Annotated in this window: 26 protein-coding genes, 1 tRNA gene and 1 pseudogene; 20 read left to right on the top strand and 8 right to left on the bottom strand. The window is 52.2% G+C overall.

Annotated features, from left to right (window positions below):
* Positions 1-240 precede the first annotated feature (240 nt).
* Genes KIN_RS13055 through KIN_RS13045 form a run of 3 tightly spaced genes read right to left on the bottom strand, consistent with a single transcriptional unit; the run spans position 241 to position 3533 of the window.
* Positions 241-2421: a calcium-binding protein gene (locus tag KIN_RS13055; protein ID WP_159807591.1), complete on the bottom strand. Its 2181-nt coding sequence runs from the start codon at positions 2419-2421 to the stop codon at positions 241-243.
* A gap of 6 nt (positions 2422-2427) precedes the next feature.
* Positions 2428-3024 (bottom strand): hypothetical protein, encoded by a 597-nt coding sequence (locus KIN_RS13050; RefSeq protein WP_159807589.1) that lies wholly within the window; start codon positions 3022-3024, stop codon positions 2428-2430.
* A complete protein-coding gene (locus KIN_RS13045; protein ID WP_159807587.1) occupies positions 3021-3533 on the bottom strand; it encodes a hypothetical protein in 513 nt (170 codons plus the stop codon). Before KIN_RS13045 ends, KIN_RS13050 begins: the two co-directional genes overlap by 4 nt.
* A 999-nt stretch (positions 3534-4532) precedes the next feature.
* Between KIN_RS13045 and KIN_RS13040 the strand changes: the two genes are divergently transcribed.
* Both KIN_RS13040 and KIN_RS13035 read left to right on the top strand, forming a co-directional pair.
* Positions 4533-5300, top strand: coding sequence for a hypothetical protein (locus tag KIN_RS13040; RefSeq protein WP_159807585.1), 768 nt, complete (start codon positions 4533-4535; stop codon positions 5298-5300).
* A 214-nt stretch (positions 5301-5514) separates the two neighbouring features.
* Positions 5515-6414, top strand: coding sequence for a hypothetical protein (locus KIN_RS13035; protein WP_159807583.1), 900 nt, complete (start codon positions 5515-5517; stop codon positions 6412-6414).
* Here the strand turns inward: KIN_RS13035 and KIN_RS13030 are convergent.
* On the bottom strand, positions 6411-6950 hold the full coding sequence (locus KIN_RS13030; protein ID WP_159807581.1) for a hypothetical protein: 540 nt from the start codon (positions 6948-6950) through the stop codon (positions 6411-6413). The two genes, KIN_RS13035 and KIN_RS13030, sit on opposite strands and share 4 nt — an antisense overlap.
* A 297-nt stretch (positions 6951-7247) precedes the next feature.
* Here KIN_RS13030 and KIN_RS13025 point away from each other — a divergent pair, with 297 nt between their 5' ends.
* Both KIN_RS13025 and KIN_RS13020 read left to right on the top strand, forming a co-directional pair.
* On the top strand, positions 7248-7718 hold the full coding sequence (locus KIN_RS13025; protein WP_159807579.1) for a recombinase family protein: 471 nt from the start codon (positions 7248-7250) through the stop codon (positions 7716-7718).
* A gap of 57 nt (positions 7719-7775) precedes the next feature.
* On the top strand, positions 7776-8270 hold the full coding sequence (locus KIN_RS13020; protein WP_159807577.1) for a hypothetical protein: 495 nt from the start codon (positions 7776-7778) through the stop codon (positions 8268-8270).
* 10 nt (positions 8271-8280) lie between these two features.
* Here the strand turns inward: KIN_RS13020 and KIN_RS13015 are convergent, their stop codons facing one another.
* Complete coding sequence (locus tag KIN_RS13015; RefSeq protein ID WP_159807575.1) at positions 8281-10098, bottom strand: helix-turn-helix domain-containing protein; 1818 nt, start codon at positions 10096-10098, stop codon at positions 8281-8283.
* A 193-nt stretch (positions 10099-10291) separates the two neighbouring features.
* On the opposite strand from KIN_RS13015, the gene KIN_RS13010 reads away from it, so the two are divergent.
* The 3 genes from KIN_RS13010 to KIN_RS13000 all read left to right on the top strand — a co-directional run bounded on the left by KIN_RS13010 (position 10292) and on the right by KIN_RS13000 (position 11391).
* On the top strand, positions 10292-10774 hold the full coding sequence (locus KIN_RS13010; protein WP_159807573.1) for a hypothetical protein: 483 nt from the start codon (positions 10292-10294) through the stop codon (positions 10772-10774).
* A gap of 95 nt (positions 10775-10869) precedes the next feature.
* Entirely contained in the window at positions 10870-11160 is a 291-nt protein-coding gene (locus tag KIN_RS13005; protein WP_159807571.1) for a hypothetical protein, read from the top strand.
* A 12-nt stretch (positions 11161-11172) separates the two neighbouring features.
* The gene (locus KIN_RS13000; RefSeq protein ID WP_159807569.1) at positions 11173-11391 is read left to right on the top strand and encodes a hypothetical protein; all 219 of its coding nucleotides are present in this window, start codon (positions 11173-11175) and stop codon (positions 11389-11391) included.
* Positions 11392-11586: 195 nt separating this feature from the next.
* Here the strand turns inward: KIN_RS13000 and KIN_RS12995 are convergent, their stop codons facing one another.
* Positions 11587-11763 carry a hypothetical protein gene (locus tag KIN_RS12995; RefSeq protein WP_159807567.1) on the bottom strand — a complete coding sequence of 59 codons (177 nt, stop codon included), beginning with the start codon at positions 11761-11763 and terminating at the stop codon, positions 11587-11589.
* On the bottom strand, positions 11756-12694 hold the full coding sequence (locus tag KIN_RS12990; protein WP_159807565.1) for a hypothetical protein: 939 nt from the start codon (positions 12692-12694) through the stop codon (positions 11756-11758). The genes KIN_RS12995 and KIN_RS12990 overlap by 8 nt, the downstream gene beginning before the upstream one ends.
* A gap of 156 nt (positions 12695-12850) precedes the next feature.
* On the opposite strand from KIN_RS12990, the pseudogene KIN_RS12985 reads away from it, so the two are divergent.
* The 5 genes and pseudogenes from KIN_RS12985 to KIN_RS12965 all read left to right on the top strand — a co-directional run.
* Positions 12851-13014: pseudogene (locus KIN_RS12985) on the top strand (transposase); the annotation flags it as partial.
* Between the two features lie 244 nt (positions 13015-13258).
* Positions 13259-14884, top strand: coding sequence for a type IV secretory system conjugative DNA transfer family protein (locus KIN_RS12980; RefSeq protein ID WP_159807563.1), 1626 nt, complete (start codon positions 13259-13261; stop codon positions 14882-14884).
* Complete coding sequence (locus KIN_RS12975; RefSeq protein ID WP_207710132.1) at positions 14881-15126, top strand: hypothetical protein; 246 nt, start codon at positions 14881-14883, stop codon at positions 15124-15126. The genes KIN_RS12980 and KIN_RS12975 overlap by 4 nt, the downstream gene beginning before the upstream one ends.
* 484 nt (positions 15127-15610) lie before the next feature.
* The gene (locus tag KIN_RS12970) at positions 15611-15934 is read left to right on the top strand and encodes a hypothetical protein (RefSeq protein ID WP_159807561.1); all 324 of its coding nucleotides are present in this window, start codon (positions 15611-15613) and stop codon (positions 15932-15934) included.
* Positions 15935-15959: 25 nt separating this feature from the next.
* Positions 15960-17507: a recombinase family protein gene (locus KIN_RS12965; RefSeq protein WP_159807559.1), complete on the top strand. Its 1548-nt coding sequence runs from the start codon at positions 15960-15962 to the stop codon at positions 17505-17507.
* Here the strand turns inward: KIN_RS12965 and KIN_RS12960 are convergent.
* Positions 17497-17571 (bottom strand) — tRNA-Thr (locus tag KIN_RS12960). The two genes, KIN_RS12965 and KIN_RS12960, sit on opposite strands and share 11 nt — an antisense overlap.
* Positions 17572-17665: 94 nt before the next feature.
* On the opposite strand from KIN_RS12960, the gene KIN_RS22245 reads away from it, so the two are divergent.
* From KIN_RS22245 to infA, 8 genes are all read left to right on the top strand, one after another.
* Complete coding sequence (locus tag KIN_RS22245; protein ID WP_174239119.1) at positions 17666-17839, top strand: hypothetical protein; 174 nt, start codon at positions 17666-17668, stop codon at positions 17837-17839.
* A 3-nt stretch (positions 17840-17842) separates the two neighbouring features.
* Positions 17843-19108: a UDP-N-acetylglucosamine 1-carboxyvinyltransferase gene (gene murA, locus KIN_RS12955; RefSeq protein WP_159807557.1), complete on the top strand. Its 1266-nt coding sequence runs from the start codon at positions 17843-17845 to the stop codon at positions 19106-19108.
* Positions 19105-19584 (top strand): DUF2948 family protein, encoded by a 480-nt coding sequence (locus KIN_RS12950; RefSeq protein ID WP_159807555.1) that lies wholly within the window; start codon positions 19105-19107, stop codon positions 19582-19584. Before murA ends, KIN_RS12950 begins: the two co-directional genes overlap by 4 nt.
* Positions 19581-20072, top strand: coding sequence for a GNAT family N-acetyltransferase (locus KIN_RS12945; protein WP_159807553.1), 492 nt, complete (start codon positions 19581-19583; stop codon positions 20070-20072). The genes KIN_RS12950 and KIN_RS12945 overlap by 4 nt, the downstream gene beginning before the upstream one ends.
* 83 nt (positions 20073-20155) lie before the next feature.
* Positions 20156-21457 carry a histidinol dehydrogenase gene (gene hisD / locus KIN_RS12940; protein WP_159807551.1) on the top strand — a complete coding sequence of 434 codons (1302 nt, stop codon included), beginning with the start codon at positions 20156-20158 and terminating at the stop codon, positions 21455-21457.
* On the top strand, positions 21454-21921 hold the full coding sequence (locus tag KIN_RS12935) for a UPF0262 family protein (protein ID WP_159807549.1): 468 nt from the start codon (positions 21454-21456) through the stop codon (positions 21919-21921). Before hisD ends, KIN_RS12935 begins: the two co-directional genes overlap by 4 nt.
* A gap of 5 nt (positions 21922-21926) precedes the next feature.
* Positions 21927-22373 (top strand): arsenate-mycothiol transferase ArsC, encoded by a 447-nt coding sequence (locus KIN_RS12930; RefSeq protein ID WP_159807547.1) that lies wholly within the window; start codon positions 21927-21929, stop codon positions 22371-22373.
* Positions 22374-22632: 259 nt separating this feature from the next.
* Positions 22633-22851 (top strand): translation initiation factor IF-1, encoded by a 219-nt coding sequence (gene infA / locus KIN_RS12925; protein WP_007205486.1) that lies wholly within the window; start codon positions 22633-22635, stop codon positions 22849-22851.
* Positions 22852-22855 lie beyond the last annotated feature (4 nt).

The following is a 22855-nucleotide window of genomic DNA, read 5'->3' as shown; positions in this document are numbered from 1 at the left end:
GTCTTGAAGACTCCACCAAGCTAAATGTATCATCAAATTGGATTTATTTAAAATAGAGTATGTTAACGGAAAAGAGCTAAGTGGTCCAAGTTTTTGATTAGATTTCTCTTATTTTCAAGTCTTATTCTAAGAAGAGCGCTGAGAGCTTCTGACCTAGAGTTAGTAAATTTTAGCAGCAAGCTACTGCCGGATCGGCACCCACCCAAAATAATGTGGATGCCGATATTAATCTAAAGACTTCTAAACGAACTCAATATTTGACGCAGTGAATTGGGTTTCTGAAAGGTTTCGAAATAGAATCACGTCGTCGTCATCACCATAGGCAACCCGTAAATCGTTTCCTTCTTGAGAGAACGATAGGTTTTGCATTGTATTTCCAATACTGTTCATGAAACGGACAGTATCGAGAGAAATGTTAAAGTCTTGCACGATGTCATAACCATCTCCATAGCCAGTATCGGGATCAATCCAGAAGAACTCGAAGACATCTGCGTTTGCGCCTCCATTCAACCGATCAAATCCAGCCCCACCTCGAATTGTATCTTGTCCGGTTGAGCCCCAAATCCAATCATCTCCACGACCTCCGTGGATGGTGTCCCAACCGTCCTCTCCAGAAAGTCGATCATGCCCACCGTCCCCATATATTGTGTCACCGTTTCTACCTCCACGAATAACATCGTGCCCCTCTGAACCCACGAGAATATCCCAACCGTCTCCTCCGTTTATGGTATCGTTATAAGATCCACCGACGATCTCGTCGTCAAAGGAACTGCCAGTGATGTGGTCATTACCTCCATGGCCGTATAATTCGACGCCTATAGTGCTTCCAGAAGCATCAATTCTGTTTTCTCTCCCGTCACCAATTGCTCCATCAAAATCACCGCCGGCTAGATCAACTGCAGCTGAAGAGCTACTTTGTATATCGTAAAGTTTTCTAGAGCTTCCTACTTCATAGGCAATTGTTTGCTCCACTCCGGAAGTCGATTTCTGGTAACCTTCAGCAAGATACGAAAGAGCAACGTCCCCGACTCCACCTTCTTGAACTACACCATTCCGTGTATATGAAGCCGTCCCCAGAATTTTATTATTGTAAACTGTAATATCATTACTGAGGTCAGCAAAATCGGATCCGTCATCATAAGTCAAATTGATACTTTCGAAGCCTAATTCGTTTAGCGAACGGAGCTCCCCAGAGTCAGAAACACCGTTAGAATTCGAATCCTGCCAAACTCTGAGTTCCGACCACACACTGTCCGCTGAAGTAAGTAGTCCATCATTGTTTCCACCCATATCTGCTGACTGGTCAAAGAGTGCCAAAGCTTGGAGGTCTGTCGCACCGTCCCATCCGAGCCATTTAGCAAGTACCAACTCTTTAGTCTGGTCGATTACCCCGTCACCTTGCCCTCTTGTGCCGTCGGCGTTGAGATCTAAAACAAGAAAAGCGTCGTCTTTATCAACCCATGATGTTCTTTCAAGAAACCCGTCATCGTCCATGTCAAAATCAATCACGCCTTCGACTAGCACCTCAATTCCGTCGCCATCCATATCCAAGATGATAGGTTTACCTCTATCTGACCCTTTGTTGTCATTATCATCACGTTGTCCAAATACGGAAGAAATAGCATTGCTTATCCCACGGCCGACGTCAGCAATTGCGTTCCCAATACCCTTAGCCACTTCGACTACGGCTTCTCCAATTCCTCTGCCGATGTCTGCAATACCGCCTATGATATTTCCATTTGCGATTTTGTTACCACCTGAGGTGAAGCCGTCAACGATCGCTTGACCGGCGTTGGTCGCACCTTCGACCAACGATTCAACGGCGCTTTCCGCGGCGCTTACATCCGAGGAAAAGCTATTCTTTTCCGCTGCTCGAGCCGCTTGCCCTTCTGCACCAGTGTTCGCTTGGAAGTACGACTCGGCCTTAAACGGGCTTACTCCTTGCTTCAATGCGCCATTGAGAAATGAATCTAATGCACCAAGGTATGTTGCTACGACTTTGCCAGTATATTCACCAAGAAGAGAGATATTTCTACCTATTCCGGGTACATCAAAAGATGTATGAACTCCGGCAGTAGTGCCATCTTGAAGTTCCCCGCTTACGCCTATTGTTACATCGCCGGTGGTAGTAAGACCAATGTCCACAGCGCCTGGTACAACGTCAATCCCCGCCGAGTCCTTTTCAAATGAAACTTCAACACGTTTAAAATCTACGTCGATTGACTGTGATGTAGTTATCTCATTTGTTTCCAGATTAATGCTAGTTGTAACAGAAGTAGTTACTCCCGGAACTCCAAGACTTGTATGTCTTGAAATAGAGCCAATATGATCAATCGTATCCTCATACTCAGGTGGCTCGACATACCCGCCTGTACTATTTACATGAAAGTCTACGCTTTTAGAGTTCGTTGAGTCGCTCATATTTCGTTATCTCTTTTCGATTAGGCTGGAGAAAATTTCTGAGATCGATTTACGCCAATCAGCAGCATCGACGCCATCGAGGCTTTCAAACGTAAAGTACCACAAGGTAACAGCAAAGCACTGAAAGACTCGTTCCGGAGAGTCTTCGGGTTCGTTATGAACTCCCAAGAAAAGCCGATCAGCATTTGAAAAATTGAACGTCTGAATATAGCATTCATCGGTATTTGTGGGAAGGTTTAAGATTTTTTCCTGAGCTTCGGACGTCAGTATTGCAACGGCATCTCGAGATACTCTTTGATCTTTTATAAAATCCCTACCAGACGTGAATATAAAGTTGAACCGCCCGCCGTCGACACGGCCATAAACTTCAGATATTAATTTCGAATTGAGAATTTGATATGTTGTTAGAACAGAATATATGTATTCCTGTGAAACTTCATCTTCGACCTTAAATCCTGGGACAATTTTTTTTCCTATTGAAATATTCTCTTCTGCACTAGCGCCCGCGGACATCCAAATATTAAAAGAGAGTATAGCCGACCATAGAATGCAAATGCTGAAATACTTACGTACCAATTCCAGCATAAAGGTTGCGCTATTCATAGTTTTATCCTTTTTTGCTCACCTTCCGTCTTGGCTCCAAGTGTCTTTGCATAGGTGCCGCCAACCGTTTCAAAGCCGCGTCTTTTAACAAAGCGATGAACACGCTCAGAAACAGATCCGAAATTTGCATGAAAAAGTATTTCTAGGCCGCCCCGCGTTCTAGTCCAATTCTCCAAACCGCTAAGTAAGCCGTTAGATATCTTTCCGCCAAGAAGTGTGTCCCGATATTTCTGAGGTACAAAAAACATAGTGACCGTTGTGATTAACGCACCCCTAGCGATTGCGAGTTCGCTAATATTACAGAATACAAATCCCACAGCTGTGGAGCCAGAATAGCAAACCAGTACACCATTTCGCTTGGAATCTTTAGAAATTTCTCGCGCCATCTTCTCAAATTTTTCGGGCGCAAAATCGAAATACCTGAACCTACTCTCGCTAAGGGCTTCGCTAGTAATTGCGTCAAGCTTCAGCAAATCTGATAAATTAGAAACCACCTTAAAAGTTAGCATTTAGCTGCCTATGTCCTTGTTCTCGCGAGACTTTAACTCTTTCCAAAGCACATTAAAGGTAAGGAATACCGGACCCAGCTTGTTCTGACACATATTTGCTTCCGAACGCTGCCATGCGCCCACTAGTTCTTGAATTTATCCTTCTAGGATTTGAAATTTGAAGGCAAATGGTTTCGAAGCATTTTTGGCTTAGTTAGTCTAAGTAATTTAATGACCGCCGGTTTTTGATCTTTATTTCGCGACAATGTACGTATTTGATGACTATTGTCGCCCTACTCTTTGCGCGATCATTACAAAAGTTGATAAAATGCTTCAGCGGCGGTCGGTAGGAAAACCAAGGTATTGTTTTACTTACTCATGCTTTCACGAAGGCATCGGCAATGCGAAGATACCAAAGTGATCCACGGTGCCGGTTATTGGCATACACAGGCAATAGACTAGCAGATGATTTTGCGCCGGCGGATGGTGATGGAAAAGCCCCGGTGTTGTTCGGGATTACACAAGGGCGCGACGATGGCCTTTTCTCTCGATGAAATCGGCTCCATGAAGTGGTCAGGGGTCTTGGGGGCAGGAACGCCTGCCAAGTCGATGGGTGCAGGGAGAGCGAAGTCTCCTTGCGAGTGGGTTTCAAGGGGGCGCGATAGCCCCTGATCTTCCTGAAAGGATCGATGGGCGCAGGGAGAGCGAAGTCTCCTGCGAGTGATTGACCGGCGATACGGTCTGCTGGCTCTGGATGGGTTCAAGACCCTGGAAGAGCCATGGCCGGAGGGATGCAACGGGAGCGCGCAGCGGGCTCCCTTGCCAAGATGCGGGGTACTACCCCGCACATCTTGCGGAAGAGAGATAACGTAAAACCACGTAGAAAAAGTTGCAGCGCAGCAATCAGTATAATGTCACCTGTGGGTAGTTTTCATTTTCACATTCTGTGCGCCCGTCCCATGAGCGCAAATTGCTACACTGGCTCCTATGAAAAGCACAAAGAACAATGAGGGGCGCATCATGCTGACGATAGAACTGAAATCGCAGTTGCGCGCGGAAAAGCACAGGACTCAATCTGGCTCGATCACCTTGCTCAAATCTACGCAATCCGTTCCCGAACGATTGAGTGGTGCGATAATCGATGGCTGGATTAGTGGGCGAACCAGAACGGCGCAAAGAGAGCATTTGGAGTTTGTTCTGCAGGCCTATAGGGCTCTGCCAGATGGCGCAGGTGGCCCAAACAAGCCGATCAATGGTGCGAAGTCGCGAGTTCGCATCACAAACGCGATGCGATCAAAGCTGGCAAAGATACATGCTGTGGCTCCATCAAACTATCTGAGAAAGGCGTCACCTGATCTAACTCCTGTGAAAATAGCGCATATCTTGAGCGGGCGGAACAAGTCGATATCCCGCGAAGCGTGGACGTTCTTTCAAGAAATGTCCAACCGAACGCTGGACCAGGCAAATTCTTCGACTACGCCAGATTTGTCTTTGGACACGATAGAACCGCCGCGCGCACGCCAACCTTTAAAGAATAAGATTCGCAAATTTGTCGGAGGGATTGAATACGTTGAAATCACAGAGCAGCGCTACAATCTTCTGCATCGCGAAGTCAGACGCACATTAGTCAGCCCCAGAAACTTGCTCAAGAGCCTCACAGACTCACCTACGGGCTTCCGAGCGACAACTGCGATGGGATGGTATTGGGGAAAGCTTCGGTCTGCTGAACGTGCCCATTGGAACTATCTCCTCGAACGGTACGCGGAGCTGCCAGACCGCAATTCTTAACGATCAGTAAATTTCCCAGAGCATTTGAATAAAATGCAACGCAATTTTTCATAATTATTAAACATACTTCTGTAGTCTTTCTTCAGACGCATGCAAATGTGTTCCGATTTAGAGAACCAAAACCCATGCGTCAAATGGACAAACGAACGGCAATCGAGGGTGTCCAAACCAAAACGACATAGGGACTTCGGGCGTATGTGGCCGAAGAAGGAAAATGAAAAACGAAGCGGCAATCGAGCTGTTCAGGGAAAATATGAGTGATATAGGGCAACTCGGTCCTGTATCCCTTTTTCTCGATAACGCGACCTCTCTCACCGACCCAACTTTAGACGGGCACAACCCGGCGGCGTTGAATGACTACGCAAAAATCCAAACAGCACAGAATAAAGCGCAAGCGCTCGATACACATCATGGCGTGATTTCTGGCAGCAAAGACGGCATTCGCGGCGGGATCGCTGAGCGTGTCGCTGACGCTAGAGGTGGGAAAATCGCACAGTCGGAACGCGAAGACCGCCGCGCGGCAGATAGCGCTTTCTACGTGCTTCTACTTGCCGAAGGTGGGGTTGGTAGTTTTATAGCTGGAAAGTATTTTGAAGGGATGAGCGATGAGGAAGCCCTAGATTTTAGCCGCCGATTAGAAGAAGAAACGGGTATGTCTCTTGAACAGTGGGCGGGAGATATTCTTGGGCCGGAGGTAGCGGCAAAGCTACCCAGCGAAACAGATGCTGAATACATTAAGCGCGTTGGTAAGGACGTCCTTGAAGCCATCACAGATGATGAAGGGAAACTGCTGCCCGAGTACGCAGACAGCGCGATAGGAAACTTTTTCCAAGGTGAGTACGAGTATCAACGCATATTGGGCTCTGTTATGCCGCAAATCGAAGCGGCGCGGGCATCCGGAATGACTGTGCCGCAAGCTGAGGCCAAGCTCCGTGCCGAAGGTGTTATGGATGGCGGGCTGAAAGTTGAATTTGCCGCCGCTGCGGCTGCTGAAAGTGATGATCAAGCACTTTATGTTGCGCTGGAAGATGATCGCGAACTAGGGCGAGAAGTTGATTTAGGCACGACTGCCGATGTTGCTGCGAATAACACAGCGTTGAACATGTTCTCTTAACTGCCATCCGACGGAGCTGGCGCATCAAGGCTAGCCCGTTGGGTTTGGCGCAAGATATCAAGCTGCGCTGCAACTTGTGGGATGGCATCCATACCCTCTTGGAGATTGAGGTTTATTTGCCCTTCGGTGCCCTGGAACACAAGGTGGCCGTAGTGGAAAGTCAGACCAGTTGCCGCTGTCCCCGGATTCTTTGATGGAAAAGTCGCCGCCTCAATTCCCAAACCCGCAAACTGTTGCTCGAAGTGTGTTTGCACGCGCCCCATCAACGCCTCAGTATCCTCGCGCGTGAGCACATCGTCACCAATATGGAAAAGGACCGCAACACTCTGATTTTTCGCCGCATACTGGCGCGCCGCATTTGCCTGTCGAGAGAACTCGCAGAGCTCATCGTTCATTAATCCACAATCATAGCCAGTAGCAGCCGCGCTATGAGCATCCTGCGCCGTCGCCGCCACGGGCATAAGTGCCACAAGGCCAGCCAAACCCGCCCCAAAGGCGCGTCCTGCGAATGTATTTTTGAGTGGTTCAAGCGCCATGCGCCTTGCTCCTTCTTCGTTTGCGGGCAAGGCGTTAGGTTTCTATAACCTGTTGATAACGCGTTGAAAAAGGACCCTTTTTCTTGCAAGGGGCATGAATTTTGTGGTACGTTTCGTTTTAGAAGTTAAGGCACTGAAATACGGTGCATTTAACGGGCAAAAAAGATCCGGGAAACAGGCCGAAGAGCCAAATCCGAAAAAGGGTCGTTTTCTATCTTGAGAGGGTGTGTTGCAGAGCGCTGGCGCGGTTGCCGGGGGTCGAAGTCATATACAACAGACTTTCGAAAGGACGGTCCGATGACGGAAAACACGATACGAGACGTTGGGACTCGTAAAATTGGCTATGCGCGGGTGAGCACCGCAGAGCAAAATCTTGCATTGCAGATCTCGGCGCTAGAAGCCGCCGGGTGCGACCATATCTACGAAGACGCAGGGGTTTCCGGCGCGCTGTCTTGCCGTCCGGCGCTGGATCAGGCTCTGGCAGCGCTACAATCCGGCGACACGCTGATTGTCTGGCGTCTGGATCGTTTGGGGCGATCCCTGCGCCACCTAATCGATCTGAACGCCGATCTACAGGCAAAGGGAGCGTTCTTCGAAAGCGTAACCGAGAAAATCGACACGTCGACCGCAATGGGAGAGTTCGTATTTCACATTCTCGGGGCGGTTGCCCAGTTGGAGCGGGAGATCATCCGGGAACGCACACTGGCAGGCATGGCCGAAGCCGCGAAGGAAGGGCGCTTTCCCGGAAGGCCCCGGATAGCGGCCTAAGCCAATGAATCCAGATCAAAATTTGGAAATTTTCTCGATTTTTGCTAGGATAGTATAGTGAATACGAGTGAGCCATTTTTGGCATTTTCCAGAAACGTTCAATTTGTCGAAGCCGTCGCGGAACAGCTTGGAATTGTTTTCGACGAGCTTCTGTCCGCGCCCGAAGGCGCCCATCTGGCAAATGAATCAGATGAATGGGATGGACTGTTCGGGTCTCGGACGTTTAAGATTCGTGTTCAACGAGAAAAGGAAGATATGGCGACCGGGCAGATCTTATTCGTAGAGATAAGCTCAAGAGGTTTGGTCGAAGTCGAAGACGTAAACTGGACTTTAGATGGCGACGAGCACCACGACGACTCATCAATACTCACCCTTCCCCTGGATATGAACGGCGATCCGACCGAAGCAGCTGCAACAATCATAGGCGGTGTTTGCACGCAGCCCGCCAACGAGGTTTCCAACGCGCTCAGAAAGTATTGCAAGAGGCTATTGGGAAGCGCCCCCGAACCTGCGCTTCGATCCGATTTTCGGTTTCCGTCATCTGACCTTTGATGCGCGTGCTCTAGAGCGGCAGTTTTATGCGCTGCGTGACCGATGTCGTGCCGTCACGATACAGGATCTCGAAGAAAACCTCAGGCCAGTCGTTAGGCACCGGGAAACTGAACAGCGGATCGAACGGATGCAGGTCTCGATATTGGGATAGATCAATAATGGTTGCGGGGTCGAGATTGATTTGGAAGACTTGGCCCATTTGCTCCAAAGAGGGTCCGAGCCTCACTTCGTCTACATGCCCCCATGACAACAATGTCCGATGGTCTTTCTGAACGTCGCAGGCGTGAGTGATATTTTCCAGCTCGAGACGATACGCAACCTCCTTGCCGCAGGAGATACTATCCGGCTTTTCAGCATTCTTGATCGCGGCCTCAATGACAGCCGCTGCGTCGAACCTGTAGATGTAGGGTCCGTAAACTTCACCGTCCAAGCCCGTGAGTAGGATCTCGACGGTCTCACGCGCGGGCTCGGGGATTAGAAAATTGTCCAATTGGCCTTGAACGTTCCCTTTGCCGTCCACATCAAAATAGATGTTCTTGAAATTGCGATTTAGTGATGCCCCGTTCCCCAAACAATCGCCCGCTGTGAGCTCTACCCGAAAGGGGCGCCGCGTCGTCACACTGGGTGGTTCATACCACGCAAGCGCATAGGGAATATCCGCAGACGGGTCTGTAGGTTGCAATTGGGTGAACGATCTTGCGGCCCGGGAACTATCCAGGCGGAGATCTTGCGCGGCGGTCTCAAAGGCGAACGATGCGCCACTTTTGTGCTCAAGGACCCCAAATATCTGTTCACCAGGTCCGATTGGAAAAAAGCGAGCTGGCGCGGCAAAACATTCCCTCCTTGATGAGGTCTCTGCAGAGCAGCTCGACAGGTCTCGCGTAAATTCCGAAAGGCCCTTTTCTCGTCCGAGTTTCAAGCTGGCCCAATTGCCTTCACACAGGTCTCCGATGCGGATCTCGCAGCCTCCAGCTGCACATAAGATTGGCTCCCTGCGGTCCACGAGCGCGAACGAAATCGCCTCTTGTACAGCAATCTCCACCTCGGCGGTTATATCAAACGGCCCAGCCAATATGTTGTTGTCTCTATCTTCCAAGGAGACACGTACGACGTCTCCCGGTACGTATTGCTGGACACCGCTGGCTATCTTGGGTTCGTTCTGCCCAACCCTGAGCGAAATGTGCGCCCGTAATGGCACTTCTGCGGGCACGTCAAACCGGAAGGTAAGCAGTCCGCCGCTCCACCACATGGATAGATGGCTTGCCAAATCTTCCTTTGTGAAATCGTGTTCTGCGTTCTGAGTGGGGCTTCGATCAGCGGGTGTTGCCAGCTCTTGCGCAAACTCTTGCAGTTGAACGGCGTCTTCCTGATATGCGGTCTCTTCCGCGGCGGAATGCCATAACCAATACGCTTCGACACCAAACTGGACCACCACCCACAGGGCAATCAGAGCCACTGCGGAATAGAGAGGCCAAAGTCGATGGGGTCGCGCCGGTTTGATCGGCGTTTCCGAATGCTGCGCGCCGTGTTCCGGAGCGTCGCTTTTTTCTGTGGCGTCGTCCCCGACGTCCTCCCCGGATTCTTCGCGACAGAATGCCCGAAAACCCTTCATGTAGTCTTCGGACCCATCGAGAAATTTGAGAATTCGGATCTTTTGGTCCGCTTCGGGTGTCGTCGTTTCGCCCCGGCAATAGCGGGAAATTGTGCTTCGGCTGATCCCAGTTCGTTTTGCAAGTTGTCCTTGGCTTAATCCGAACTCTTCGATTCGCTTTTCGATGTAAGCGCCGAGTAGTACCCCCTCGCTACGATCTTCCTTGTTTTCACTCATTCAAACGGCCCTCTTTGGAACAAGTTGCAACCGACTGGAACAAGTTGATACACGCCAAGCTACTGATTTCATGAAAATATAAATGGTGTCGAGCACGTGATTCTTATGAAGAAACACCGGGCGCGGCACATGGAAGATCAGCGCTGATCCTTCAGGCGACCTTGGAAAACAAGCGTATCTGGAAGGATGAAACATGACGGAATTGAAATGCGAGCTCTGTAATTTACTGGGCTACTGTAGTCGTATTCGGACACGGATTGCTACGGACGCTGAGCTCTCCAACCCGGAATTTATTTGTAGCGTCCGCTGGATGGCATACCACGAAAACATACCCCGCCGGGCTTGGCCAGATCATCTGGCCGACATCCTGCGAGACTATAAAGGCGTCTTTGTCGATGGCAGAGACGAGGTCGTCGAACTCAAAACCGACGCATTGGAATACGAAGAGGGGCTCGAAGGCTCCGAGCCACCTCACGCGGAGTGGTACCGAGACTTCTGCAACACGCCCTGTGCCGAAGGTGCGAAGCCCTTTGTGCGGGAAGCAGCATGGGAACGTGCCCGTATTCTCGCGACCTTGTTGAGGGCAAAATACCCTATCCGCACCTTCACCTGGCAATTGGATGTCGCGAACGAAAACCGGTTTCAAAGTGAGCTATGTTTATCTGCCGCAAACTGATCCAGATCGCCGTTTCCCCCGGGAGCGGTGATTAGGTCGGCTAGCCTCTCCACAGAAGACGACTCGTCTTCGCAGAACCGCAAGGGAGATGATGTATGTCCGATCACGGAAATGGGCCGAGCAAGCGCAACGATGCGATTAATGGTTTCGCATTGGCGGCGGGAATTCTCACCACACTCATGGTCTCGCCACAGCTTTGGATCTTCAGCCAGTGGCTGGGCCGGAAGATTTTCTTGCCACAATGGGGCTACGATCTCGGCGAATTGCTGGTGCTGGCCTCGTTTGGCCTGATTTGTTGGATGTCGATCTCTGTGGCCCGCTTCGGATGGAGTTCCACGCTCGTGATGGGCTTTGTCCTCATTCTCTCCAAAACCCCAATCTTCTGAAAGGATACTCACATGCCTCATGTTCCAGGGAAAATCAAAGACCCCAAGAAACAGCGGTTGCAGTCTTGCCTGATCGGCATGGGCCTTCTGTCCGGCGTCATCTGTTGGGCCAACTTCTCAGCGGGAGACCCGTATGTCGGTTTTTGGTTCGGATTGGGCGCGCTTGTTCTCGTCATCGTCGGCGTAAAAGTTCGAACCACCAAGGACTACAACCACAGCGCCTATAAGTAAGCAACTGACCAATTAGAAAAGAGGGCGCAATGCTGCGCCCTCTTTTGTCATGCACGTAGATACGCTAACCGGCAGCGATCACCATAGGCGAAGTTGGATGGGTAGATTTTGATAGGCCGGACTTTCATTCGCTGCACATCGATCAGCCGACAACTAATTTCCTCACGATCTCGCTTCAAGCAGGTCACTACTAGTTCAAAATAACGGACGCAAAAACTTAAGAGGACCGCGCAACACAGAATGAATATCCCGGCGCATTTCGGCTGCTATTGCTTCTCTGATTTTCTCATCCTTGGCCGCAAACGCCCTGTCGGCAGCCTTTGAAACACTCTCGGTACTATCAGTAGAGATGGCTTCATCAAAATTACTCATTGCTATTTCCTTTAAAAAAAATATTATCTGCAATACATAATGCATCATTATAAAGAAATTCTAATTGAATACGAGATGAAAAGCTAGAGAATATTTCGACCAGTGATGAATCCTCAGCTATGTTGGCGGGAGATGGTAAGTCACCAACTCGATCAGACTCCAAACACCAGTAGCCCATTGGTAAATCATGCAATTCGCTTGTAATCTTATATATAAAGATCGATTTAAGAGTTTCTTTTTGGGATGGATGAAAGAAATAGAATTTTCCTGCTTCGGCTGCCTTGAAAGTGTCAGACGCACCCGAATACTTTAAACCAGTATCTGCATGTAGCTGAGAGATCATCGCCCTCATATCAGAGACTTTTATTGAATCTGATGCACCTGTGTGTCGCTTAGATGCAGGACTGTGTTGAGGCGATCCAAGTAGTTCGAAGCACTGATTATTTTGGCAAAGTAGTGATAGGTAAAGATTACCACGCTCTGACCCTAGTCTCTCGCTAAGATAGAAGTCTAGGTGCCTAAAGAGAACTCTATTGAGTGTATTTACCGTCTTACGTAACTCAATTGCTGACCTAATCTTTTTCGATAGCTTTAAGTTTGATAGCTCGTCTTTCTGTGATAAGGCCAAAGACATGCGCCGAATTTTTTCCTGAACAAACTCATCAACATTCGTTGTTCTATTGCTGGCTATTTTCCTCTCTATATAAATGGTTTCAACAAACTTTGTGTTCTCAAAGTTCACAAGAAAAGAAAAAAATAGCACAATAAAATATGTAGCTAGCAATAGGCCGCCAGAAATTGCCCCCAAGTCTCTCCAAAAAAGTAAGATGAGCAAACTGAGTGATCCCAAGACGAAAGGAATGAGTACCGCTCTAAACCAACCATTTTGGGCATTCAGCCACTTGTTAAAGGCAACTACAAACTTGATCACAACTTATCCAACAATCACTATATACACCTTAGCGTAAGACTTGCCTTCAGTCACTCATGCTGTCAATGCAATCGCTGCTTCTTTTGCTACGAACAAGATCAGGTGAACCGCACCGGGTTTGCCGGAGGCTCCAACTCCTGAGTAGGATGGAACATCGTGAGCAAGACGACGAACAAGTATTCCCCCGAAGTGCGCGAGCGTGCCGTTCGCCTGGTTCTGGATAACCCCGGGCAGCATGAGAGCCGTTGGGCGGCGATCCTGTCGATTTCCTCGAAGATCGGTTGCGCGCCGCAGACCCTGTGAACGAGTGGGTCAAGAAGGCCAAACCTGGCTGACCCTCCGCACGCCCTGCAGTGAAGCGGGGAGAGCAAACGTGTCACAGATGCTCACCGCAGCTTCCCCCCAAGCAGGCCATATGTCTCCGCTAGAGTGCTCATGAACCCAGAGGTTTTCCCGGCAGAGCTTTTCTGAAACGTGGCGGTCGCGATGAGCGAGCCATTCGACGACACAAAGCTTGAGCGCGCCGTGCTGCCTCTTTGAAGACCTGCAATAAAGGGAGGCTTCATGCACTTTGACCACGAGGACCAGCGGTTCGGATCAGCATCTTGGAGTACGGGCTTCGAGCTTAGAGCCGCTGAAATGCTGAACGGACTGGGGCATCGCATCGGTTCTTTTGAACGGCAAGATCTCTGCCTTCAAACTGACGCACCGCTCTTAACGATAGCGGGCGCAGGATCAGGTAAAATGCGCGATCTTCTCGCGGGAACGATTTTGTCCAACCCCACTCAACGCAGGTTTGTTCTTGATCCGCGCGGTGAGATTTCAAGCGTGACACTTCCGGCCTTCGCGGCTGCAGCTGTTCCGGTTTGGACTTGGAACCCGACCGGGATGCATGCGCTCGCCAAGCATCGGGTCCAGCCTCTGGATATACTGCGCCTCGATACGGCGACGTTCCACGCAGATTGCAAATTTATCGCTCAAAGTCTGATACCGGTAAATCAGTCTTCAAACGGGCGGTATTTTGAGTTGCGCGCGTGTGAATGGTGCGAGAACATCATGAAGGCCCTTGTGGAGCGAGACGGATCGGTTTCCTTCCCCAGCCTGTGGCGGGCGATCAGCACAATCGAAGGGAACCCTCAAGCATGGGCAGATCTCCTCGAATTTATGCTGAGTTCTCGCTTTGAAGGCGCACGCCGCACCGCCGGGGAGATGTTGGCAAAGCAACAGGACAGCGAACGGGAATTTGGCGGCATTGTAGGTGAACTATATGCCCACATGAGTTTCCTTGACGACGCTGTACTCCAAACAGCGCTCGAGACCCCAGACTTCTCGTTCGAAGATATCTGCGATCCAAAGCTGCCAGCATCGGTCTTCATCGTGGTTCCAATCGAATATGTATCCGTGTGGGGCCCTTTGCTGCGGGTTATGTTCACCGTGCAGCTCTTGTACAAGTCCCGCGCACCATCCGCGCCGCGCATCACGATGGTTGTTGATGAGGCTGGGCAGCTAGGACATTTTGATGCCCTTCTTCGTGCGTTTACATTTGGAAGAGGTGCAGGTGTCCAGGCATGGGCGCTTTATCAGGACGTTGGGCAGATTGTCCGTAATTTCGGCCAACCTGCATTGCAGAGCTTCATCGGTTCGTCGGCGATGCGTCAATTCTTCGGCGTTCGAGATTATCAAACCGCACAGATGATTTCCGAGATGCTCGGCAACGAAACTCTGGAATTTGACGACACCTTGCGCCAGGAAGTCGCACGAAGGCTGAAGACGAAAGCCGCCATGGCGTTCTTAAACGGGGAGGATGCGTTTTCTACTCTCAACGATTTGCGATCCCACCGCTTCGGAGAGACACACCGCACGAAGCAGCAGCGGGCCTTGATGAGCCCAGACGAAATACTTGCCATGCCTGAAGATCGGCAGATCCTGTTCATTTCGGGTAAGAACTTACGTCCGATCTATGCTCAAAAAATTCCATATTACCAGCGGTGCGGCTATGCTGGGTCCTACCTGCCAAATCCGTTCCATCCGCCTCTGGATCGGATTCCAGTTGCTGGAAATGTGTTCAAGCGATCAGCACGCGTGATCACCGAGGCCGTTCCCCCCGAGTTCGCCCACCTGCCGCAGTATGCTTTCGGTACGTGGTCATACATCGAGGGCTATCGCCCCAAAATCAGGAGCAACAGATGAGCGATAAAGATCCCAAACTGCCGAGCTTTGATGCCTTCACCGTTACCGAAGGTAAGGACGACAAGTCTTACTTCACCAAAATCGGTGCATCATTCGAACACAAAGACCAGCAAGGGCATACGATTGACCTAAAAGCTTTGCCAATAGACAACCGCATTGTCCTTCGCACACCCCGTGAACGCCTTGAGGAAAACCGCAAGGACGACAAGCCACGGCGGCAACGAAGTGATCGGGACCGGTGAGCGAGTTTCGGCGGCTGGGGGCTGAGCCACCAGCGATCAAATCCCAAGCCGAACTGCTGCAGCGTCTGAGAGACCGACAGGCACCAGAAGCTGACCACGCTCTGACACCACCACGAAGTGCTCAAAACCTAGCTGCTGAGCGCAGCGCGGAGCAAGACCGCCGCATCGCCGATCTGCGCAATGGACTGACGGCGGCTCAACAAGATTTGGAGGTCCAGCACAGCTTTGCGCGTCTCTTTGGGCACGCAAGAACAAGTTTTGACAGAGAAAGATGAAAGGTCGTTTGGGTCCGCAATCGGACCGCAAAGCCACGCTGAATTTGGCTTTGAGCGCGATTGCGTGCTACAATTGTAGATAAGGCGAAGATGCAGCCCTTGGTGGTTGCGCATGAAGATCAGAAGAACTGATCTCATCGCCTATTTGCCAAACGGCGAAGCTGTTCAGTCGATGCAGATGGTCTGTATCGGAAAGGAGGTTTTGCGCCATGGATGAAGTTACCGAAGGCACTGATGCCGTAGAGAAGATCGTTCAACGCAGATCTTTTCGCAGCATCGAAATTGATACGAAACGGTACGATGCGTATTTAGAGGACGCATCCCTGACTGCGTCCGAGCGGGCGGAGGTTTTGAAGGCTCTTTGGACCATCGTCTCCGGCTTCGTCGAACTCGGGTTTGAGGTCCATCCCGCGCAGCAGGCTGCTTGTGGAAAAGTAGAGAATTCTCTTGATCGCGACGGAAATTCCGACTCGACTGAGGTACAATCGGATCAACACAAAGATGAAGAAAAAACAGACGTTCCGGCTCCCTGAGGCCGGTGCGAGAAAGAGATACCCTATGGTCCTACAACGCATGCAAACCGAAACGGAAACGACTGCTCTGATCTATTGCAGGGTTTCCACGACCCAGCAAAAAACTCAAGGTTCGGGCTTGGAAAGCCAAGAGCACAGGTGCCGACAATATGCGGAGAACAAGGGCTACCATGTAGAAATGGTCTTTCCTGACGACGCGTCAGGCGGGGGTGACTTCATGAACCGTCCGGGCATGCGGGCAATGCTCGCCTATCTCGACGCCCAGAAGGGGAAGCCCTACACAATCGTATTCGATGACCTCAAGCGGATGGCGCGGGACACGGAGTTCCATTTCAAGCTCCGCCGAGAGTTCGCGGAACGCGGAGCGACCATCGAGTGCCTCAACTTCAATTTTGAGAATTCTGCTGAAGGGAAGTTCATAGAAACCGTGATCGCCGCTCAGGGTGAACTGGAGCGGGAGCAGAACCGGCGGCAGGTCAAACAGAAGATGATCGCACGGGTTGAGAAAGGTTATTGGGTCTTCCATGCGCCTGTGGGTCTCAAATACGCCACGGACCGTGTCCACGGCAAATTCCTCGTGCCGGATGAGCCCATTGCGGAATACCTTCGGGAAGCACTGAACGGTTATGCCGACGGTCGGTTTCGGTCCCAGGCGGAGGTCCAGCGGTACCTTGAGAGCTGCGCGAAATTCCCAAAAGACCTCCCCAATGGCAAGATCAGAGCGTGGAAGATCACGAAGATCCTGCGCAACCCTCTCTATGCAGGCTATGTGCAAGCCAAGCTTTGGGATGTTCCGCTGCGGCGTGGCCATCATGAGGCGCTGATCAGTTTTGCAACGCATGAACGTATTCTCCACAATCTTGACGCCGGTGCCCGGCCTGCGGCCAGGAAGGACTACAACCCTGATTTTCCACTGCGTGGCCACGTTCTCTGCAGTTCGTGCGGCAAAGCCATGACAGGTGCGTGGTCTAAGGGCTGTCGTCGTCACTACGCTTACTACCGGTGTGTGACGCGCGGGTGCTCCTTGCAGAGCAAATCTGTGCCCCGTGCGAAACTAGAGGATGCGTTCGAAGACGTCCTGAAAAGTCTTCAGCCGACAACACAGTTGTTCGGGCTAATCAAGGCCATGTTCAAAGATGCTTGGGATAAGCGTCTTGAACAAACGCATGCAGAGCAAGATAGGTGGCGCGTAGAACTCAAAGCCGTGAACGGTAAGATCGAAGATCTGCTGGATCGTATCGTTGAGGCCAGAAGCGATAGCGTGATCTCAGCCTACGAAAGCCGGATCGAAAAGCTGGAAAGAGAGAAGATCCGCCTCGCGGAAAAGGCCGGTGCCCCCCTTCCGAATGAGGCGAGGTTCGAAGAATGTATTGAACTCTCCCTCAAGGTTCTCTCAAGGCCTTGGGAAATATACAAAAATGGCAGCTACGCCGTTCGTCAAACGGTGCTCAGGCTGGTTTTTTCCAAGCCGCTGACCTATTCCCACGAAGGCGTGTATGGAACTGTCGAAACAACCTTACCTTTCAAGGTCTTAGGCGGAATTAATAACGAAAAATGTGAGATGGTGCTGTGAGAGAGGATTGAACTCTCGACCTCACCCTTACCAAGGGTGTGCTCTACCACTGAGCTACCACAGCATCCGCGTCTTCGCGTGGGCGGGTGGATACGATCAAAGCGGTTCTGACGCAAGCCCTATCTGGACCGGATTGCGCCCCTGCGATAAGAGGGGACATGACCAAAAAACAAGAGCCGCAAACGCCAGCCACGCGGAAGAAAACCGCGTCCTCCCGGGAAGATCGGTTGAAGGCTGCGCTGAAGGCAAATATGGGTCGACGCAAGGCACAAACACGCGCGCGCCAAGCGGCAGAGGCAAATAATACATCGTCAGAAAACGAGGGGCAGTAAGGCATGGATAAAATCATTGTGCGGGGCAACGGGGCTCTGAACGGCCAAATTCCAATTGCAGGGGCCAAGAACGCTTGCCTGACGCTGATGCCGGCGACGCTGCTGTCCGAAGAACCGCTGACCCTGACAAACGCGCCGCGCCTTTCTGACATCCAGACTATGACAACCCTGCTTCAGTCCTTGGGCGCCGAGGTCTCGTCGCTTCAGGACGGTCAGGTTCTGGCCATGTCGAGCCATGATATCCACAACCACACCGCCGAATATGACATCGTGCGAAAAATGCGGGCCTCCATCCTTGTGCTGGGCCCGATGCTGGCCCGCGACGGTCATGCGACGGTGTCACTTCCGGGCGGGTGCGCCATCGGGGCGCGGCCTGTCGATCTGCACCTCAAGGCGCTTGAGGCAATGGGTGCCTCCCTCGAGTTGAAGGAAGGCTACGTCCATGCGGAAGCGCGGGGTGGGCTGAAGGGTACCACGTTCGAATTTCCGTTCGTATCCGTCGGCGCTACGGAAAACGCCTTGATGGCTGCAACGCTGGCGAAGGGAACAACTGTTCTAAAGAACGCCGCACGCGAACCAGAGATCGTTGATCTTGCTGAATGCCTGATCAAGATGGGCGCGCAGATCGAAGGACATGGAACGTCGACCATTACGATCCAAGGCGTTGATCGGCTGCATGGGGCGACCCATCCCGTTGTCACAGACCGGATCGAGTTGGGGACCTACATGCTGGCTCCGGTCATCACGGGTGGAGAGGTCGAATGTCTCGGCGGCACCCGCGCGCTGGTCGGAGCATTCTGCGACAAGCTGGAAGAAGCTGGCGTGTCGATCGAAGAAACGCCCACTGGGCTGAAAGTCAAACGCACCAACAATCGCGTCACGGCGGTTAACGTAGAAACAGAGCCTTTCCCGGGCTTTCCCACCGACCTGCAGGCCCAAATGATGGCGCTGCTTTGCACGGCGGAGGGAACATCGGTTCTCGAAGAAAAGATATTTGAAAACAGGTTCATGCATGCGCCAGAGCTTATCCGTATGGGTGCGGATATCGAGGTTCACGGCGGCACCGCGACGGTTAAAGGGGTCGATCACCTGAAGGGCGCGCCGGTCATGGCGACCGATCTGCGCGCGTCGGTTTCGCTGATACTTGCCGGGATGGCAGCGGAGGGTGAAACAGTCGTCAGCCGCGTCTATCACCTGGACCGTGGTTATGAGCGCGTCGAAGAAAAACTAAGCGCCTGCGGGGCGCATATTGAGCGGGTGCCTGAATGACCGAAGACGCAAAGTTTGAAGACGGGGATGACCGCCCGCTGAAGCTGATTGCGGCAGATACCGAGGATCTGCAGGTGATTTCTGCGTTGGTGCAGGATGCCGTCCTCCCTGCGTCGGAAATGAAATACGAGCCATCCAAACGCCGCTTTGTCCTGCTGTTAAACCGCTTCCGGTGGGAAGATCAGTCGCGCGCTGCCCAACGCAGACGCGCCTATGAACGGGTTCGCTCAATCCTGATGTTCGAGGACGTGGCCGGTGTCAGTTCCCAAGGAATTCAGCGCGACGATCCGGAAACTGTGTTTTCGCTCCTGTCTATCGGGTGGGAAGCGCGAGAAGATGGCGTTGGCCAGCTTGTACTGACCCTCGCAGGAGACGGAGCCATCGCGCTGGATGTGGAATGTGTGAACGTCACGCTTCAGGACGTGACCCGGCCCTATGTGGCACCCTCCGGAAAAGCACCAGAGCACCCGGAATGATCCGCTGGCTTGGGCCGGATGATCTGGCGCAGTGGCGTGATCTGCGTGGCGAGGCCTTGCGTTTATATCCAAAGGCATTCCTGACGACCTACGATGATTTCATGGCGGAACCCGATGAGGCACTACGAGCACGCTTAGCCGAAGGAAACACCCTCGGGCTGTTCAACTCGGATGATCTCGTTGGATCGGCTGTTTTTATCCGGCACTCTGGCGCGCGCATTCAGCACCGTGCGGAAATCGTGGCATTTTATGTCCGTCCCACGCATCAGGGCCAAGGTGGGGCGCAAATGATGATCGATGCGCTTGTCGATCACGCGAACACTTCAGGTATATTGCAACTTGAATTACAGGCGGCCGCCAGCAATCCCCGCGCCATTTCGTTCTACGAAAAAATGGGATTTCAGAGGTTCGGCACAAATCCACGGATCGTGTTGGAGGACGGAGTTTTCGAGGATGATCATTTCTTTGTCCGCTTTCTGGACCGCTAAAAAGAGCGACATCCCTGCGACGGAATGTGACAGATATCTGTAGCCGTCTTGAGCCTTGATGCCTGCGCCGCTAAGGGATGCCGATGGCGCAGTTCTTAAACAGCATATCCCCCGACTTTGAAGCCGCCTTCACAGCGCTTCTGTCCATGAAGCGGGAAGACAGCCCCGATGTCGACGATGCAGTCGCCGAGATCATCGCGGATGTGCGCGATAGGGGGGATCAGGCCGTCATCGAACTGACATCACGGTTCGACCGATTGGACCTCACGCCCGCGACGTTGTCGTTCTCGGCTGAAGAAATGGACGCAGAAATTGCGAAAGTATCCGACGACGATCGCGCCGCTCTTGAGCTGGCTGCGCAGCGTATCCGCGCATACCATGACCGCCAGATGCCCGAGGATGCACAGTGGCAGGACGCCTACGGTGCAACACTGGGCTGGCGCTGGACGCCGGTTGGTGCAGCGGGGCTCTATGTTCCCGGCGGTCTGGCAAGCTACCCGTCATCCGTTCTGATGAACGCGATCCCTGCTCAGGTGGCAGGGGTGGAGCGCTTGGTGATATGCGCACCAACCCCCGATGGTGTGTCAAACCCTCTGGTTTTATTGGCCGCGCGCCTTTCGGGCATCGACACAGTCTATCGGATTGGTGGTGCCCAAGCGATTGCTGCGATGGCTTACGGGACCGAGACCATCTCGCCCGTCGACAAAATCACGGGTCCTGGAAACGCTTATGTTGCCGCGGCCAAGCGTCGGGTGTTTGGCAAGGTCGGCATCGACATGATCGCAGGGCCGTCGGAAATTCTGGTTATCGCGGACAAGGACAACGATCCCGACTGGATTGCTGTCGATCTGCTCAGTCAGGCCGAGCATGATGAAAGCGCACAATCCATTCTGATAACCGATGATCAGGACTTTGGGAACGAGGTGGCGAAGGCTGTGGAACGTTACCTTGAGACGTTGGATCGGCGCAGCATCGCATCGGCTAGCTGGCGGGATTTCGGTGCTGTGATCGTTGTACAGGATATGGATGAAGCCTTGGTGCTCAGCGACCGGATCGCGCCTGAGCACTTGGAAATCGCGTGCGCAGATGCGGAAGGTTTGGCAGCACGGGTACACCATGCCGGTGCAATTTTTATCGGGGCTTGGACGCCCGAGGCCATAGGCGACTACATCGGCGGACCAAACCATGTGTTGCCAACGGCGCGCTCTGCCCGTTTTTCCTCCGGATTGTCTGTCATGGATTTCATCAAACGCACGACACTTGCACGAATGACACCGGAGGCCCTGCGCGCCATTGGACCTGCCGCAGAACGTCTTGCCCAGTCGGAGGGACTGGAAGCGCATGGGTTGAGCGTTCGTGCCCGGTTGGACAAGCTGAACTCATGAGCCACCTGACGCATATCGCCATTGACGACGCTGGGCTGCCTACGCCTACGCCAGAGATCGAGCAGGAACGCAAAGTCGCGATTTTCGATCTTCTGGAAGATAACTCTTTCGTCCTGCCAAGAGCGGATGCCGTGGGTCCCTACCACCTGTTTCTGGCCATTCGGGACAGGCGGATCGTCTTTGACGTCAAGACAGAGCAGACAAGCCCGGCCGCCGAGTTTCATTTGTCCCTCAGCCCCTTCCGCCAAGTGGTGAAAGACTACTTTCAGATCTGTGAAAGCTATTTCGACGCCGTAAAGAAGCTGCCCCCAAGCCAGATCGAAGCCATCGACATGGCGCGTCGTGGCATCCACAATGAGGGTGCTCGAATCCTCAAAGAACGTTTGGACGGCAAGGTGGAGATCGACATCGACACATCCCGCAGGCTGTTCACGCTGATCTGCGTGCTGCATTTCGGAGCCTGACGCCCGTGTCAGCAGACCCTCCCACATCGGTTCTTTTCTGCTGCGACCACAATGCCGTTCGCTCGCCGATGGCAGAAGGACTGATGAAGAAATATTATGGCACTGATATCTATGTTCAGTCGGCGGGTGTAAGAAATGACATGGAGATCGACGGGTTTTCCATAGCGGTCTGCGACGAGATCGGGGTGGAATTGTCACGGCATCGCACACGATCCTTCGAGGAGATGCAGGAGTGGGGCGATGACTTGTCCGGTTTCGACTTGGTGATAGCCCTGAGCCCCGCAAGCCAGAGGATGGCACTGGAACTTACCCGTTTTTATCATCTTGACGTGGAATACTGGCCCATTCTTGATCCAACTGGTTTAGGCGAAGGTCGGGAAGAAAAGCTGAACTCCTACAGACAGGCGCGCGACCAGATCCGGACGCGGATCAAGGAACGTTTCGGCGACTGACGGGGTGGTGACGACCGGTTTCAACCCGCCTGACATGTTAAGCTATGTCATTCTACTGTTTCGAGATGCGGGATAATTCGGGTGCAGACGGGACATCAATTCCGGAGAGCCTGGTTTGATTGTTGGAACGAGACGGAACGTCAGGGTCCCATTCTGTTGATTAACAGCGCCATGCAGGCCTTTGCTCTTGAATTATCCCCTATCCCGGCGCATCTAGTGCCACGGCCCGCAAGACGGGTTAATTATATATGGAGTAAACATGGCCAAGGAAGAACTGCTCGAATTCCCCGGCGTCGTGAAGGAACTCCTGCCTAATGCGACATTTCGGGTCGAGCTGGAAAACGGCCATGAGATCATCGCACACACGGCAGGCAAGATGCGCAAGAACCGCATCCGAGTTCTGGCAGGCGACAAGGTGCAGGTTGAGATGACCCCCTATGATCTGACAAAAGGTCGGATCAACTATCGCTTCAAGTGACGAC

The sequence above is a fragment of the Litoreibacter roseus genome, assembly GCF_009811795.1.
Classification (GTDB): Bacteria; Pseudomonadota; Alphaproteobacteria; order Rhodobacterales; family Rhodobacteraceae; genus Litoreibacter; species Litoreibacter roseus.
The sequence above is the reverse complement of the archived record's forward strand: the minus strand, read 5'-3'. Positions and strand labels throughout refer to the sequence as shown.